This is a genomic window from Microcoleus sp. MON1_C5 (assembly GCF_036701875.1).
Lineage (GTDB): Bacteria > Cyanobacteriota > Cyanobacteriia > Cyanobacteriales > Microcoleaceae > Microcoleus.
The window spans coordinates 112,847-127,534 of the sequence record NZ_JAUBRN010000005.1; the positions used below are offsets into that span (position 1 = coordinate 112,847).

Below are 14,688 nucleotides of genomic sequence, written 5' to 3' on the forward strand. Positions count from 1 at the left end.
TCAATCTAAAATCTAAAATCTAAAATCTAAAATCAGCCCTACGCGCTCAGTCATTTTTCCCAGAAAGCTAACTCAGGAACGTTTCGCGAAGCGTAAAGTCATGGTAAACAAAGCACCTCAAGTCTGCTAAAAAAAAACAGCTATGAAGTTTGTCTGCGTTCTATCCGCTCAACGGTTGCTTTCTGCTGGTATCGCATTGCTCGCAGCCATCGAGTGTGGCGCGTGGCTCGCTCCAAATACGGCGCGGGCAAAAGCTCCTGGGGAAAATTATTCGTCTGTGTCGCCGAAAATCCTCGCTAGTAACGATGTTAATTGCAATGGGTCGCGAGCTGCACAAAATCGGTGTCCAGTCGGCGGTTTGTTCGTCAAAACTCCAAATACGACCTCAGAACAAGTCTTTCCTCTCAAGCAGACTGAAGTTAAAGCCAAAATAGCTGGCAATATCTCCCGCGTCGAAGTTGTTCAGAAGTTTGAAAATCCTTTTCCTGAATCTATAGAAGCTGTTTATATATTTCCTTTGCCCGACGAAGCGGCGGTGGACGATATGGAAATTAAAATAGGCTCACGCACTATTAAAGCTGATATCAAACTGCGCGAGGAAGCTTTGGAAATTTACGAACAAGCCAGAAAGCAAGGCCGGAGTGCGGGTTTGTTGGAACAAGAACGCGACAATATTTTTACTCAGTCTCTCGCTAATATCAAACCCGGAGAAAAAATTGAAGTTACGATTCGCTACACGGAAAGTCTCAAGTTTGCCGGCGGCGATTATGAATTTGTGTTTCCAATGGTGGTAGGGCCGCGCTATATTTCGGGAAATTCGACCCCCCCCTTAGCAAGGAGGGGCGATAGTTCTGAGTCTCCCGGGGCGAGAAATACGACCCCCCCCAACCCCCCCTTAGCAAGGGGGGGCGATTCTCAATCCTCCCCCTTAGCAAGGGGGGGCGATTCTCAATTCCCCCCCTTAGCAAGGGGGGGGCAGGGGGGGGTTAATACCGATGCCGATCGCATTAACCCGCCTGTTTTGCCTCCGGGAACACGATCGGGTCACAATATCGCTGTTTCGGTAGAAATAGATGCCGGAGTTGCGATCGGCGATGTCCGCTCTACTTCGCATCAAATTACAACTGACCGCAGCGGCAATATTGTACAAGTCCAATTAGCCAATTCTGACACAATTCCCAATAAAGATTTAATTCTGCGCTATCGGGTGGCGGGCGAAAATACTCGGGCAACTATTTTGACTCAATCCGACAAGCGGGGCGGTCATTTTGCTACTTATTTGATTCCGGCATTAAACTACAAAACTAATGAAATTGTACCCAAAGATGTCGTGTTTCTGATGGATACTTCCGGTTCTCAGCAGGGCGAACCGCTGGCAAAATCAAAGGAGTTGATGCGCCGCTTCATTCAAGGGCTGAATCCCAACGATACTTTTACTATTATTGATTTTGCCAATACTGCGACAGCGCTTTCAACAACTCCTTTAGCAAATACTCCAGAAAATCGGCAAAAAGCAATTAATTATATCGAAAAGTTGCAGGCTAACGGTGGCAGTGAATTGCTTAACGGCATTCAAGCAGTGATGAATTTTCCGGCTCCGGCAACGGGAAGGCTGCGGAGTATTGTATTAATTACTGACGGTTACATTGGTAATGAAAATGAAGTGCTAGGGCGGGTTCAACAGAGTCTGAAACCGGGAAATCGACTTTATAGTTTTGGGGTCGGCGGTTCGGTGAATCGGTTTTTGATTAACCGTTTGGCGGAAGTGGGAAGAGGCACTTCTCAGGTAATTCGTCAAGATGAACCGTCGGCAGAAGCGGCAGAAAAGTTTTTTCGTGAAATTAATAGTCCGGTATTGACTAATATTCAAATTAGTTGGGAAGGAATGGGGGAAAAACCGCAGATTTATCCGATCGCACCCCCAGACTTGTTTGCCAGTGGGCCGCTGGTTTTGTTTGGCAAAAAGACAGATCGAACTAACGGCCAACTTCGCATTCGCGGCACTCTTGCAGGTGGCAAAGCTTACGAGCAAGTTTTACCTGTTAATTTTGCTCCATCCGGCGGGCGGCAGCGGGAGTCAACTTCAGTCGCAGCAGGCGCTACGGATTTTGGCAATCCGGCGGTAGCTCAACTTTGGGGGCGATCGCGCATTAAAGATTTAATGAATCAAATGTTTGGTGGTGAGACTAAATCTCTGGTGGAAGCTGTGACTAATACTGCTCTGACTTATCGGTTGCTGTCGGAATACACAGCTTTTGTGGCTGTGAGCGAAGAAGTGCGAGTCGAAGCAGATGGAACTCGTCGTCGAGTGCAAGTGCCTGTGGAATTGCCGCAGGGTGTCAGCTATGAAGGTATTTTCCAGTGGGAGGGGGCAGAGCCAACTAGGGGCGGCACTCGCAGCGTTACCTCGAATCGCAACTCGGCACCCGTGAGTCCAGCTCCTGCTATGCCGCGGCAGCCCGGTTACGGTCAGTTGCAACCCTCGCAGCCAAAGGTTTCTCGCCTCCAAGTAGTTAGCGCCGAAGGGTTAGATGCCGGGGCACTCGCCGCTTTGACTCAATACCTGCAATCTGTTAATCTCCCGGCGGGGGTTAGGGGTGAAACGGTGTGGGAGTTATCGGTACAAGAAGGCCGCGTTGCCCGAGTGGCGATCGACCCTCAAACCTCGACGATGCAAGCAACAGACGCCGTAGAGAGTCTCAAGAGTGTCTTGAGTTCCTGGCAACCTCCCGCAGGATTCAAGGGCACGCTGCGCCTGAAGTTGCGAATAACGGTCGATCGTTAAGCAAGGACTATCTATGTCACAAAACATTAACTTTTAATTCAAAAATACCGAAAGGGCGATCGCTACCGCGTGGAACATATAAAATCTTTATTAAGAGATTGCCTTTAAACAGGAAGTCATGTTAATGAAATTTATACCGTTTGAGGCAAACGCTAAAACAGTTTCCTTTCTGAAACAGTTTCCTTTCTGAAACAACCTTAACAGTAAAGATTTCTGGATCGAAACCCCCCAATCATAGAAGGTATGATGCCCTATGGAAGTTAGTGAACTGCTAAACAATTACGAAAAAGGAGAAAGAGACTTTACTGGAGCCGACCTCAGCGGGAAAAACCTCAGCGGAGCAATCTTAATCGGAGTCAACCTTTCGCGAGCTAATCTTTCCGGGGCGAACCTCAGCAGGGCGTTTCTCACCAAAGCAGCACTCAAAGGTGCACTGCTGCACAGAACAAATCTGAGTTTTGCCAAAATGGGTGAAACCCAGCTCTCAGGTGCAGATTTGACAAAAGCTAATTTGAGTGGAGCTTTTTTGGTAAAAGCAAAATTGCCGAGAGCAAAGTTAAGTGGCGCAACTTTAACTGGTGCCAACCTGCGCGGTGCTGTGTTGTGGAATGCCAATTTGTGCAGCGCCGACTTGCAATTAGTTAACTTGCTGGGCGCGAATCTGATGGCAGCTAATTTTAAGTGGGCCAACCTTTACGGTGCAAAGCTCAATAGTGCAAAACTTTTTGGAGCTCAATTAACCGGAGTCAGTTTGCGGCGAGCGCACTTGACAGGGGTGAATCTGTGCGGTGCAGATTTGAGCGGTGTCAACGTGAGTGAAGCTAAACTAATGGGAGCTAATTTGGAAGGCTCGAATTTGGCGGGGGCGAATTTCAGCGCGGCTCAGTTGCCTGGGGTGAAGTTGGCGGGTGCAAACTTAACCGGGGCTAAGTTGAGGGGAAGTTGTTTGAGAGGAGCAAATCTGAATTGGGCAAAGCTGTGTCAAGCAGATTTGATGTCAGCAGATTTGAGCGAGGCGACGTTAATAGGAGCTAATTTAGATAATGCTTTGTTGGCGGGAGCTATTTTGCCGGAATCTACTAGGCGCTATTTTTCTTTAGCTGGGGCTGGCAGAGTCAATTCTTGGGAAGTTACGGAAATTAAAAATGGGTAATGGGAAAGGGGGAATTTGGAAGTGTGGAATTGGTAATTGCGTATCTGAATTGGATTTTTGGGCGGGCATCCCGCCCAACCCCTACTCCCCACAATAATTTCTTCCAACTTGACTGTAAAATTTAGATGCGACACGCTCGATTAAATCCGGTAACTAGAATTATTAAAAGTGGTAGATATCCGCGCCTGACAAGGCATTGCCCTGTAGCTACAAAGAATTACGCTCAAGGTTTTCTGTTGAAATCAATTCTTTAATCTCAAATCTAAAATCGCTATGACTGTTAATTTTGGGGTGGTGCTGGTAACTGCGGCATCGGAGGCGGAGGCGGAGAATCTCGCTAAATCTTTAGTTGAACACAAGCTGGCTGCTTGTGTGAGTGTATCGCCAATTCGCTCTATTTATACTTGGCAAGGCGAGATTCATGCCGAGTCAGAGTGGCAGTTGGTGATTAAAACTGATATGGCTAAATTTGAGGCTTTAAAAACAAAAGTTCAGGAACTCCATTCCTATGAAGTTCCCGAAATTATTGCTCTTCCTATTATCGCTGGCAGCGATGCTTATCTCAATTGGCTGGGAAAATCTTTAAGTTTGTAGTCAAGACTTTAGTGCTAAAGTGTCAAATGAAGAGGGACGGAAGTCCCTACTACAAATGGTCAGAAACCTAGGAATTATGACTGGTAGGGCCGATGACGCCGATTTTATGGCGAAAACTTAGTTCGCCGCCGAACCAGCCTGTAATGCCCAGCAAAGCTGCAACGACGATCGATATTGCTAAACCTGTATATACGATCGGCTCAGCCGGATTTCCTTGTCGCAACACCAGGTTAATCAGGGTAAGTACCATAACCGCCACATTGCCGCCCATGTGCAACCAACCGGCACTGCGCTCGCGCACTCTTTTAACTTTGAAAAAATCTAAAAAGCCCGTGATTGCGGCCAAAATCCCCGCAGCAAAACCGACACCCATCAGCCAAACCGAAGCTCTCGCCCAAAACGGATCGCTTGTGAGCCAATAACCGATGTCCGTACCCGCGGCTCCTACTAAAAAGGCTACCGGAAAGATGACGATGATGGGGTGGATGGGATGGCCTGCAACTGAAAGCGTACTCGTAATGCCGGCGTCGCGATACTCTGTATCGAGACTTTCGAGAATCGGCGGAAGATTGGGATAGGGCGTACTATTTCTGGGATTTGTTTCCATGATTTCTACGATAACTTTTGTACAACAAAGCCGTTTTTATTCGATTGAACTTAATCCCAAATCCGCTCGCCATTTTCGTCAACGCGGGCCTGGCGAATTACGTCGGAAATTTCATCGGCGTCTTTGACGTGGTGCAGGGCTTTCTTTTCCCCATCGGCTTCTTCTACCATCACATAAGTTGGAACTGTAACAACATCGCCCGTGATGTCTGGCACGTGGTCTACCGCCAGTTGCTGGGCTTTTTCTTCGAGGGTTTGCGGTTCGTCGGAAATGCGATCGCCCGGATTGACCGTGCGCTCCATATCTTTGCCTGGTTTGTCGATACTCATAAAAACCTCTCTGGTATTTCTAATTTTTTGCTGACTCTAATTCCTACTATTGAACGAAAAATCTCCCTGCACAAACATCTCCCGAGGGGTGGAACTTTTAGTTATGCCGATCGCAGGCAGCCTCTTCCTGTAGGTAGAGGTTTTTCGATTGGTTCCGAAAAAACCTAAGCTAAAATCTAAGCATGATATTTTCCTTCCCTTTGAGTTTCCCATGAAAAGTTACGATTGGATTGTTGTCGGCGGTGGCATTACGGGTGCATCACTGAGTTACGAACTGGCCAAAAAAGGTTTTGCTGTGCTGCTTTTGGAACGAGATGCTACCCTGCAAAATGCTACTCGTTTTAGTTACGGCGGCTTGGCTTATTGGTCGGGAACGACAGATTTAACTCGGCAATTGTGTCGGGAAGGTATCGAACGCCACCGCCATTTATCGGCGGAATTAGATGCTGATACTGAGTTTCGCGAGTTGGATTTGTTGCTGACAATTGATGCGGGCAATGATGCCGAAAAAGTGGCGTCTAATTACGCGCATTTTGCGATTGTTCCGCAGCTTTTGAGCGTTGCAGAAGCTGGCGAGTTGGAACCTTTGCTGAATAAAAGTGCGATCGCCGGAGCTCTGACTGTGCGCCACGGTCACATTTCGCCGACTTCCACAAATAAAGCTTATTGTCAAGGGTTTCTGCGGTTGGGAGGAACGATAGAATTTGCTGAAGTAATTGGGTTTATAGAAGAGGGAAATCGGATTTCGGGAGTCAAGACGGCGCAGGGAATTTATCGTTGTGAAAATGCTGTGGTTTGTGCTGGAGGTTGGAGTCGGAGTTTGCTGAAAGCCGCTGGTGTTTCTGTGGGAGTTTATTTTACTCGCACGGAGATTTTGGAAACTGCACCTGTGGATTTGAAACTCAGGACTTTGGTGATGCCTGCGGTATTAAAACGTTTTGAATTGGAAGCTGAATCGAGTAGAATTGAGGTGGATTTTCTTTGGGATGAACCGGGTAAAGAGTTACAGCCGCCGATTTTAGATTCGGGTGCAATTGGGTTTAAGGATGGGAGTTTGCGAATCGGGCAATTGTCGCGCACTTTGAGCGATTTGAATGCTAAAGTCGATCGCGAAACCAGCGAAACGGCAATTCGTGCAGGAATTGGCAAGGTTTTGCCCGATTTGGCAGGTTTACCCGCAACTTGGCACGAGTGTATTGTGGCATTTAGCGCTGATAATTTGCCTGTAGTGGGCCCGATTGCCGATCGCCCTGGATTGCACGTTTTTTCTGGTCTCAGCAATCCTTTGGTGATTGTACCTGCTTTGGCTGAGCGATTTGCTAATTGGGTGGGGGGCGAAGAAGATAGGGCGATCGAGCTTTTGTCTCCCCATCGATTTATTGCAGAAAAAAGTTCGGCAACGGATTCTGTAACGGATGTAACGGATGTCAGGAAGAAGGAAGAAGGAAGAAGGATAGATGACTACTGACTACTAACTAAAAAAGGCAGCGCGACAATAAATGTAGTACCTTTGCCGATCGCACTTTCTACACTTATTGTACCGCCGTGCAGGTCAACTATGTGTTTGACAATGCAGAGTCCCAAACCCGATCCTTTAATCTTGCCTACATTACCACCCCGTTCAAACTGCTGAAATAGTTTTCCTTGATATTCTGGTGTCATTCCAATTCCCTCATCTCGAACGCACAAAATTATCTGTTGGTTTTCGCAGCTTAAGTCTAAACTGACCTTGCCGCCGTTTGGAGAATATTTAATGGCGTTTGAAAGCAAATTAGTCAGAAGGTGGTGCAGTAGTTTTGCATCGAGATTGGCGTACAGCGGATTTGTGTGACTGCGGAAATGTACTAGGTGTTTTTCGGTGACGATAGGTTGCAGTTCTTCTAAAATAGAATTGCATAAATCCGTCGCATTGATAGGATTTAAATTTAAGGAAATTTTCCCGGATTCTGCTTTGCTCAGCATTAAAATATCTTCCAGCAGCCCACTCATATTACTGACGGCTCTTTTAATCCGATCGACATTTTTATTGGTGGTTCCGAGGGTTCTCTGCACTTCGCTATCTTCTAGCATTTCAGCCGATAACTGTATGGTAGTTAAAGGAGTGTTTAAATCGTGGTAAGCCATTGAAATAAAGCGCGATCTATTTTCATTTTTTTCTGCTGCTAACGCCATTAATTTTTTCAGACTAACTGCTTCTTGATGTTTGCTCAGTGCTATCTTGATAGTGGCGTGCATTTCTCTTTCTTTAAAAGGTTTGAGCAGGTAGCCGTAAGAACCAGTATTTTCGGCTCGCTGCAAAGTTTCGTCGTCAGCATAGGCAGTTGTATAGATAATTGGTATATCTAATTCTTGATTAATTATTGCTGCTGTTTCTATACCGTCAATGTCGCCTTTAATAACTATATCCATTAAAATTAAATCTGGTCTTAGTTCGCGGGCGCGTTGGATTGCATCCGCTCCTGAAGAAACGATATCGGCGATTTGATATCCCAATTTTTCTAATTTAGGAGATAAATTTTTAGCAATTAACAGTTCGTCTTCGACAATCAAAATATTAATTGGTTTTTCGGGAAAACTCATATTTTTACAATCTTTGAAAGTAGTTTAACTCGTTAAATTTTAAGTGAAAGGATGTACCAAATTCTCTGGATATTTCGATAGTTCCTTCTAACTGCTCGGTTAAAGTGCAGACAACTTGAAACCCCATCGAGTGAGTTTTCCGAAAATCTAAATTTTGAGGAAAGCCAATGCCGTTGTCCTTAACTAAGAGGTTGATTTCTCGATCGCCCGTTTGATAGCATTCTACACTAACTGTACCAGTTGTGCCATCAGGAAAAGCGTGTTTCAGGGTATTTGAAACCAATTCATTGGCAATTAAACCGCAGGGAGTAGCGGTTTCAAGATTTAGGGAAATTGACTCAGCTAATACCTGCAACTGAATTCGGTTGTTGCTAATATTGTAAGAGTGAAACAAGTTACTTACCAAATCTTCTAGATATTCGCCAAAATTAATTTGAGCCAGGTTAGTCGAGCGGTACAGTTTTTCGTGAATCAGAGCCATAGAATAAAGGCGATTCTGACTTTCTTCAAACATTTTGCTGACTTGCGGGTCGGAAACTGTATTCGATTGCAATTCTAACAGGCTGGCAACTACGCAGAGGTTGTTTTTGACGCGGTGGTGAATTTCTTTGAGCAAAATTTCTTTTTCTCTGAGGGAGTTTTTCAAATTTGCTTCCGCTTGTTTGCGATCGCTCAGTTCAGCTTGCAGTTGCTGGTAAAGTAGAGATTGCTGAATCGCGATCGCCAATTGATTCACCAACTGCTGAAATAAATTGATTTCCCATTCTTGCCAATCACGAGGGCGATCGCATTGGTGGGCGATCAGCAATCCCCAAACTTGGCTGTGCTGAATAATCGGCACTACTAACTTTGCCCTAACTTGAATTTGTTTCATAAACTCCACCACACAAGGTGTAATGCAGGGGTCATCTAGTTCGGAGATCGCAGAAATTCGCCCTTGCAAATAAAGCTGATAACTTTGGGGCGGAAAAACCTCTTCGCCAAAATATCTATCCACGAGTTGGCTGCATCCTTCTGCCACGGCTTCAGCAATGACTCGCCCGCCCCTTTTGGGTAAAAGTTGATAAACCAAAACTCGATCGGCTAATAATACTTGCTGGAGTTCCGCAACCGTGGTGTTGAGAATTTCCTCTAATTGCAAAGACTGGCGGACACGACGGGCGATCGCCTCCACAAGCCGTTCTTGCTCGAACTGCTGCCCCCTAGCGATTTCGGCGTATTTAGAATTGCTGATATCAGCGGCATAACCAATAATTTCGATCGGAATGCCCCTGCTGTCAACCAATAGTTTTAGTTCCGTCCTTAGCCAGCGGTATATTCCGTCTTGGTGTAGAAAACGATAGTCGCAAATACAATTTTTTTCCTCGGACAAATCAGAAAAATTTACTAGAAATTGTGGCCGATCTTCAGGGTGAATCCTGCTCGACCAAAATTTACAATCTGCTAACAATTCTTGGGGCTCGTAGCCAACGATTGTCTGAACGTTGTCGCTGATGTAAGTAGTACAAAAGTCTCCCATCGGTGCGGCTGTAAAAATTACCGCCGGATTAGAACCCAGCAAAAATTGCAGGCGTTCTTTTAACTGCTGAAATTCCATTTCTGCTCGCTTACGATAACTGATATCTTCGATCGCCCCCATGCTGTAGAGAGGAATGCCCTCGCGATCGCGGATCAGCGTTACCGTCAAGTTTGCCCACATCAGCTCGCCATTCTTCTTAATCAAGCGTTTTTCCCTTTGGAAGCGAGAAATATGGCCCTCGACCAACTGCTTGACTTGCTCCACATCTCCTTGTAAATCTTCTGGATGCGTCAGTTCAGTAAAAGTCATGGTAGCCAACTCCGAATCGCTGTAGCCCAACATCTGGCGGTGAGCTTCATTCACTTTGATCGTGCGGTAGTCGCGCACGCTTGCCAAACCAAGCGCGATCGGAGCATCGTCAAATAAGTTGCGAAACTTTTCCTCGCTCTTTTGCAGTGCAGCTTCTGCGTGTTTGCGAGCGGTAATGTCTCGGGCGACCCACATCACTCGATCGAACTCCAGCGGCGAAATACTGGCATCAAACCAAAATAACTTGCAGCCAATTTCCATGCTGTATTCAACTCTATGCGTTTGCCCAGATGCCAATGTTTGGCGAATGTGGGCTAGGGCAAAATTAGCTTCCGCTTCTGGGAAGATTTCCGCGAGGGTTTTGCCCAGCACTTCAGGAGCCGGTTTGTACAGCAGTTCGGGAGCCGTAGGGGCGATTTTGAGGTAGCGGCCGCTTGCGTCGAAAACCAGCACGATATCCGTCATGGCGTTAAACAGCGCCACCAGTTCGGCTTCGGAGTTTTGAAGTTTTTCTTCGGTCAATTTGCGATCGGTAATGTCGGTGTCAGTGCCCGTCAGGTGTAATGCCTTGCCAGAAGCCGATCGGATCGCGCTGCCGCGGGCAAGTATCCAGCAGGTGCTGCCGTCTTTACGCAGCATCCGGTGTTCTACTTCATAAATTTCTGTCACACCCTCTAGATAAGCCTTTACTGCTTCCTCGACTGCAACTCGATCGTCGGGATGAACGTGAGACACCCAATTTTCCATGCGGTTGGGAATCTCTGCGTCCTGATAGCCCAACAAAGCTTTCAAAGACGGAGCAATGTAGATTTCGTCGGTTTCCAAATTCCAGTCCCAAACCCCCACTTTGCCGGCCGATACTGCCATTTCGTACCATTGTGTCCGCTGCTGGACTCGCAGTTCTAACTCTGCATTGAGCTGCTGCAAAGCGATTTCTGCTTGTTTGCGATCCGTGACATCCCGGCCTGCAGCTTGATACTCGACGATTTGTCCGCTCTCGTCGAATATCGCCCGATCGATCCACTGCTGCCAGCGAATTTCCCCGCTCGGCAAAATTACTCGGTGTTCGCAGGTAAAAACAGGCTTCTCGGGACACACAGAAGTATATTGCTCTTGAAAAATTTTTCGGTCTGCTTCTGGGAGCAGCGACATGAAGCTGTTGCCGAGCAAGTCTTCTAGTTGCACGCCGAAATAGTGGCAGTAAGCTTGATTGACAAAGGTGATTTTACCGTCGGGGAGGTAGCGGCAAATCAGTTCGGTTTGGTCTTCCACAATCGCCTGGTAGCGCATCTGGCTCTGCAGCAGGTGATTTTCGGCATTTTTGCGATCGCTGACTCGTGTTTCTAGTTCACAATTACCGTCTAACAGTTCAGATTGTTCCTGAAGTTTTGCAGCTTCTTGGTGCCGTGCCTCCATCCAGCTATACATTGCTGGCCGAATCGTTTTTTCGCTGACTAAACCTACGAGCTGACCCCGTTCATCCACAATTGGCAAGCAATCGAGCGAGTATTGACAAAATAGCTTAAATGCGGTAATAAGATCTGTAAATTCTGATTCTTGTAAGACAATTAAATTCCGCGTCATTGCGTCGGCAACTTTCATGCCTTGCCATCCGTATTCGGAGGCGGCTAAGTTCACGACATCTTCCGGGCTTAGCAGTCCGACTAGCTGATTTTCATCGACAACTAAGACGCAACTAATAGATGCTTTTACAGTTTCGTTTGAGTCGGGAAATGCAGGTGAATTAGGCAGTGGGCAAGGGTTGCTCGTCCGCCGCATCAGGGCGATCGCCTCTGCGAGTGAAGTCGAGGACCCAACCGTAGCAGGGTGGCGATCGACAGCTTCGTCGGGCGATCGTAAATTTGCCGACAAATTAGCAAGTTCCATTAGTCTTGGTCACAAAGTATTGCTAATTAACTTTAGCAACACTTTTAGTCATCAGCCAGATGACTGATGACTGATGAGCTGCCTGATTTTCGACCCAGGAGAATATAAGTTTTCATTCCCCCTTTGCCTTTAACTTCAATCATTCCTCGCTCCTGAAACAAATATTTATTTTCCAACAATTTATAAGTAGTTTCGCTCACTTGAATCCGCCAAGGCAAACCCTGAGATTCCATGCGGGAAGCAATATTTACCGTGTCGCCCCATAAATCGTAAATAAACTTCTTTATACCAATTACTCCGGCAACAACCGGGCCGCTGTGAATGCCGATGCGGATGCTAAAATATTTATTATTGTTAGCATTAAATCTCGCTATTTCTGCTTGCATATCTAGGGCAATTTTGGCGATCGCATCTGCGTGGTCTTCCCTGGGTTCAGGCAGTCCTCCTACTGCCATGTATGCGTCGCCGATGGTCTTAATTTTCTCTAAACCGTGCCGTTCGCACAAAAGGTCGAATCCTGAGAAAATCTTATTTAGGAGATCCACAAGTTCGATCGGATTCATGACGGCAGACAAAGCAGTAAACCCTACAATGTCGGCGAACAAAACAGTCACTTGCGGAAAGTATTCGGCAATAGTAGTTTCGTTTTGCTTGAGGCGTTCTGCTATTGCTTTGGGCAAGATATTTAACAGCAGCTTTTCGGATTTTTCTTGCTCTTCTCGCAGGGCATATTCTGCTTGCTTGCGTTCCGTAATGTCGTGGTAACTCCAGACTCGGCCGATAATTGTATCTCCCAGCCGCTGCGGTTGCGAATAGCGTTCAAAAAATCTGCCGTCTTGAAATTCCAACAAGTCGTAACTTTCGGCTTCTGGCTGCTCGTCAAGCGATTGTATTCTGTCTTGAAATGCTTGGGGGTCTTTGAGTTGGTTCAGGACAAAGGCGATCGTTGTGGCGTCGTCTCGCAGTGCCATCACTTCATTAGGTATGCCCCACATTTCCACAAATTCTCGATTGAAAGTGACAATTTTTCCGCTCCTGTCAGTAGCTAAAATACCGTCAGCAGTAGAATCAAAAGTTGCTTGCAGCAGGGATACAGATTTTGCTAGGGCGTCTTCGGCCATTTTTCGAGCAGTAATGTCTCGAAAAATAGCGCGAATCGCTACTAGCGAACCTGCCGCAAATTTACAGCTTATGCTGCCTTCCAGCAAAATTTTTTCATGAGTCTTCGTGATAAATATTATTTCAATAGAGGCGGGATACGATGTATTTTCATTTAGGTTTTTTTGGGTAATAGCTTGATACAATATATCCAGAGACTCTGGGGAACTGTTCGGATGAATGATATCAAAAACAGTCATTTGAGCAATTTCTGCTTCGGTGTAGCCCAGAGTTTCCCGCCAAGCCCGATTGACATACAAAAAATGACCGTCTGCTCCAATACTTTGAATTAAGTCAGTAGCATTTTCAAATAAGTCTCGGAGTTGTTCTTCGCTTTCCCGCAAAGCTATTTCCGCTTGTTTGCGCTTGATAAATTGACCGAGTTGGCTGCCGATGGTTGCCATTATCTGGAGCAATTCTTCATCAAAACACTGCACTTCGCGGCTGAAAAAAATCATCACCCCCAACACAGACTTTGCAGAATTTTCAGGGTCGTAGTCGCCCAAAATTGGAAAACCAAAAGCTCCGTGCAGTCCTTCTTCAGCAGCGATTTCGCGGCGCATACAACTGTCGCTTTTTGTGACATCGGCAATCCACTGAGAGCAACCGCTCGCCCAAACGAAACCGGGCAATCCTTCGCCAAACGCACAAGTCATTTGTTCGGTAAATTCGGCAAATTTGGGGATAGAAACTGAGCGTTTTGTCCAACTGGCGACGCAGCGAAGCAAATTGGGGTCGGAAACCGCAGTTATTCTCTTAGTTTCTGACAGCAGTTTTTCCCCAGATTCAGGCATCCAAAGTTCGGCAGTATCCCATCCCAAGCTGTCACAAATTACGGGGAGAATTGCTGCTATAGCTTTTTTGATTGTTTCGGATGCCGACAGGATGCGAGTGGTGACGTACTGAGTTATTTGTCGCTTGCGGGCGCGCTGTCTATCTGTGACATCGCGGCCGATGTAAACGAAATCTTGAAGGGCGGGCCCAGACCCAGAAACGCCTTTAATGTCAGTCGAAATCGCCGTACAGGAAAACGAAACTGTTAGCTTTTCTCCGCTTTTTCCTCGGCAAATTACTTCGGTGTGAGTTTGAGATTGTTGACTATCTTCTTGACTGATTCCTTGCAAAGAGGAGCCAACAGCAGCAAGAGTGTCTATTTGCTGGCCTACTAATTCTGATTCGCTGTAACCGAACAAATCTTGAGCCGCTTGATTGACTTTTTTAATCTTTCCCGAGGCTGTTGTTACCAACAAAACTTCGGCCATTGAAGTAATAATTTTTTCAACATAATTATTAGTAGCCGCTAAGGTACTCAATAAAATATCCATTTCATTGGTAGCTTGCACTAGAGTTTGTTCTAAAGCCATTCTGTCGCTTACGTCTTGAAAAAATATAATTAATCTCTGATAATTTTCGTCATTGGTGAACTCGACGATATACATATCAAAATAAAGCCGCGATCCATTTTCTAATAGCCTCGTGATTGCTTTTAATTCAAAGTGTGGCAAACGTCTTTCAAAAATATCGATTAAAATTTCTTCAGTTCCCACTAATTCGGGAAAGGGAATGCGGACATCGTTGCCGGCGACTACTTCCTCGGGACAGTCGCCAAACCGCTGCACTTTGATAGAGGTTTCTTGGATTAAAAAGTCTTTATCCAGTGCTAGGTACTCCAAGTGGGGGGGGACTAACAGCTTTTTTAACAGGGTTTCCATGTTGAATTTTTAGTAGTGAATGCGCCCTCTGTAGCGCACTATCTAAAATTAATCT

9 protein-coding genes are annotated in these 14,688 nt (G+C 46.2%); 4 read left to right on the forward strand and 5 right to left on the reverse strand.

Translation table 11 applies throughout. The features are described from left to right. Positions 1-142: 142 nt before the first annotated feature. From QUA71_RS04135 to cutA, 3 genes are all read left to right on the forward strand, one after another. Positions 143-2,785, forward strand: a complete 2,643-nt coding sequence (locus QUA71_RS04135) for a VIT domain-containing protein (RefSeq protein ID WP_333282493.1) — start codon at positions 143-145, stop codon at positions 2,783-2,785. Positions 2,786-3,038: 253 nt separating this feature from the next. Continuing rightward, on the forward strand, positions 3,039-3,938 hold the full coding sequence (locus QUA71_RS04140; protein ID WP_333282496.1) for a pentapeptide repeat-containing protein: 900 nt from the start codon (positions 3,039-3,041) through the stop codon (positions 3,936-3,938). A 273-nt stretch (positions 3,939-4,211) separates the two neighbouring features. Beyond that, entirely contained in the window at positions 4,212-4,532 is a 321-nt protein-coding gene (cutA, locus tag QUA71_RS04145; protein ID WP_333282498.1) for a divalent-cation tolerance protein CutA, read from the forward strand. 67 nt (positions 4,533-4,599) lie between these two features. Here the strand turns inward: cutA and QUA71_RS04150 are convergent, their stop codons facing one another. Together QUA71_RS04150 and QUA71_RS04155 are read right to left on the reverse strand one after the other, a co-directional pair. After that, positions 4,600-5,139 carry a DUF2231 domain-containing protein gene (locus tag QUA71_RS04150; protein WP_333282501.1) on the reverse strand — a complete coding sequence of 180 codons (540 nt, stop codon included), beginning with the start codon at positions 5,137-5,139 and terminating at the stop codon, positions 4,600-4,602. A gap of 50 nt (positions 5,140-5,189) precedes the next feature. Beyond that, entirely contained in the window at positions 5,190-5,468 is a 279-nt protein-coding gene (locus QUA71_RS04155) for a hypothetical protein (protein WP_006635678.1), read from the reverse strand. Positions 5,469-5,679: 211 nt separating this feature from the next. Here QUA71_RS04155 and QUA71_RS04160 point away from each other — a divergent pair, with 211 nt between their 5' ends. Beyond that, positions 5,680-6,936, forward strand: coding sequence for an FAD-binding oxidoreductase (locus QUA71_RS04160; RefSeq protein ID WP_333282504.1), 1,257 nt, complete (start codon positions 5,680-5,682; stop codon positions 6,934-6,936). Here the strand turns inward: QUA71_RS04160 and QUA71_RS04165 are convergent. From QUA71_RS04165 to QUA71_RS04175, 3 genes are read right to left on the reverse strand one after another with little or no spacing between them, the layout of a single operon-like run. Further along, complete coding sequence (locus QUA71_RS04165) at positions 6,930-8,048, reverse strand: ATP-binding protein (protein WP_333282508.1); 1,119 nt, start codon at positions 8,046-8,048, stop codon at positions 6,930-6,932. The two genes, QUA71_RS04160 and QUA71_RS04165, sit on opposite strands and share 7 nt — an antisense overlap. A gap of 4 nt (positions 8,049-8,052) precedes the next feature. Next, the gene (locus QUA71_RS04170; protein ID WP_333282511.1) at positions 8,053-11,763 is read right to left on the reverse strand and encodes a PAS domain S-box protein; all 3,711 of its coding nucleotides are present in this window, start codon (positions 11,761-11,763) and stop codon (positions 8,053-8,055) included. A 44-nt stretch (positions 11,764-11,807) separates the two neighbouring features. Beyond that, positions 11,808-14,633, reverse strand: a complete 2,826-nt coding sequence (locus tag QUA71_RS04175; protein ID WP_333282514.1) for an adenylate/guanylate cyclase domain-containing protein — start codon at positions 14,631-14,633, stop codon at positions 11,808-11,810. Between the last annotated feature and the right edge of the window lie 55 nt (positions 14,634-14,688).

Bases quoted from the DNA above. Each gene is read 5' to 3' on its own strand.
- QUA71_RS04135 (WP_333282493.1), top strand. From the start codon at position 143: ATGAAGTTTGTCTGCGTTCTATCCGCTCAACGGTTGCTTTCTGCTGGT.
- QUA71_RS04140 (WP_333282496.1), top strand. From the start codon at position 3,039: ATGGAAGTTAGTGAACTGCTAAACAATTACGAAAAAGGAGAAAGAGAC.
- cutA (WP_333282498.1), top strand. From the start codon at position 4,212: ATGACTGTTAATTTTGGGGTGGTGCTGGTAACTGCGGCATCGGAGGCG.
- QUA71_RS04150 (WP_333282501.1), bottom strand. From the start codon at position 5,139: ATGGAAACAAATCCCAGAAATAGTACGCCCTATCCCAATCTTCCGCCG.
- QUA71_RS04155 (WP_006635678.1), bottom strand. From the start codon at position 5,468: ATGAGTATCGACAAACCAGGCAAAGATATGGAGCGCACGGTCAATCCG.
- QUA71_RS04160 (WP_333282504.1), top strand. From the start codon at position 5,680: ATGAAAAGTTACGATTGGATTGTTGTCGGCGGTGGCATTACGGGTGCA.
- QUA71_RS04165 (WP_333282508.1), bottom strand. From the start codon at position 8,048: ATGAGTTTTCCCGAAAAACCAATTAATATTTTGATTGTCGAAGACGAA.
- QUA71_RS04170 (WP_333282511.1), bottom strand. From the start codon at position 11,763: ATGGAACTTGCTAATTTGTCGGCAAATTTACGATCGCCCGACGAAGCT.
- QUA71_RS04175 (WP_333282514.1), bottom strand. From the start codon at position 14,633: ATGGAAACCCTGTTAAAAAAGCTGTTAGTCCCCCCCCACTTGGAGTAC.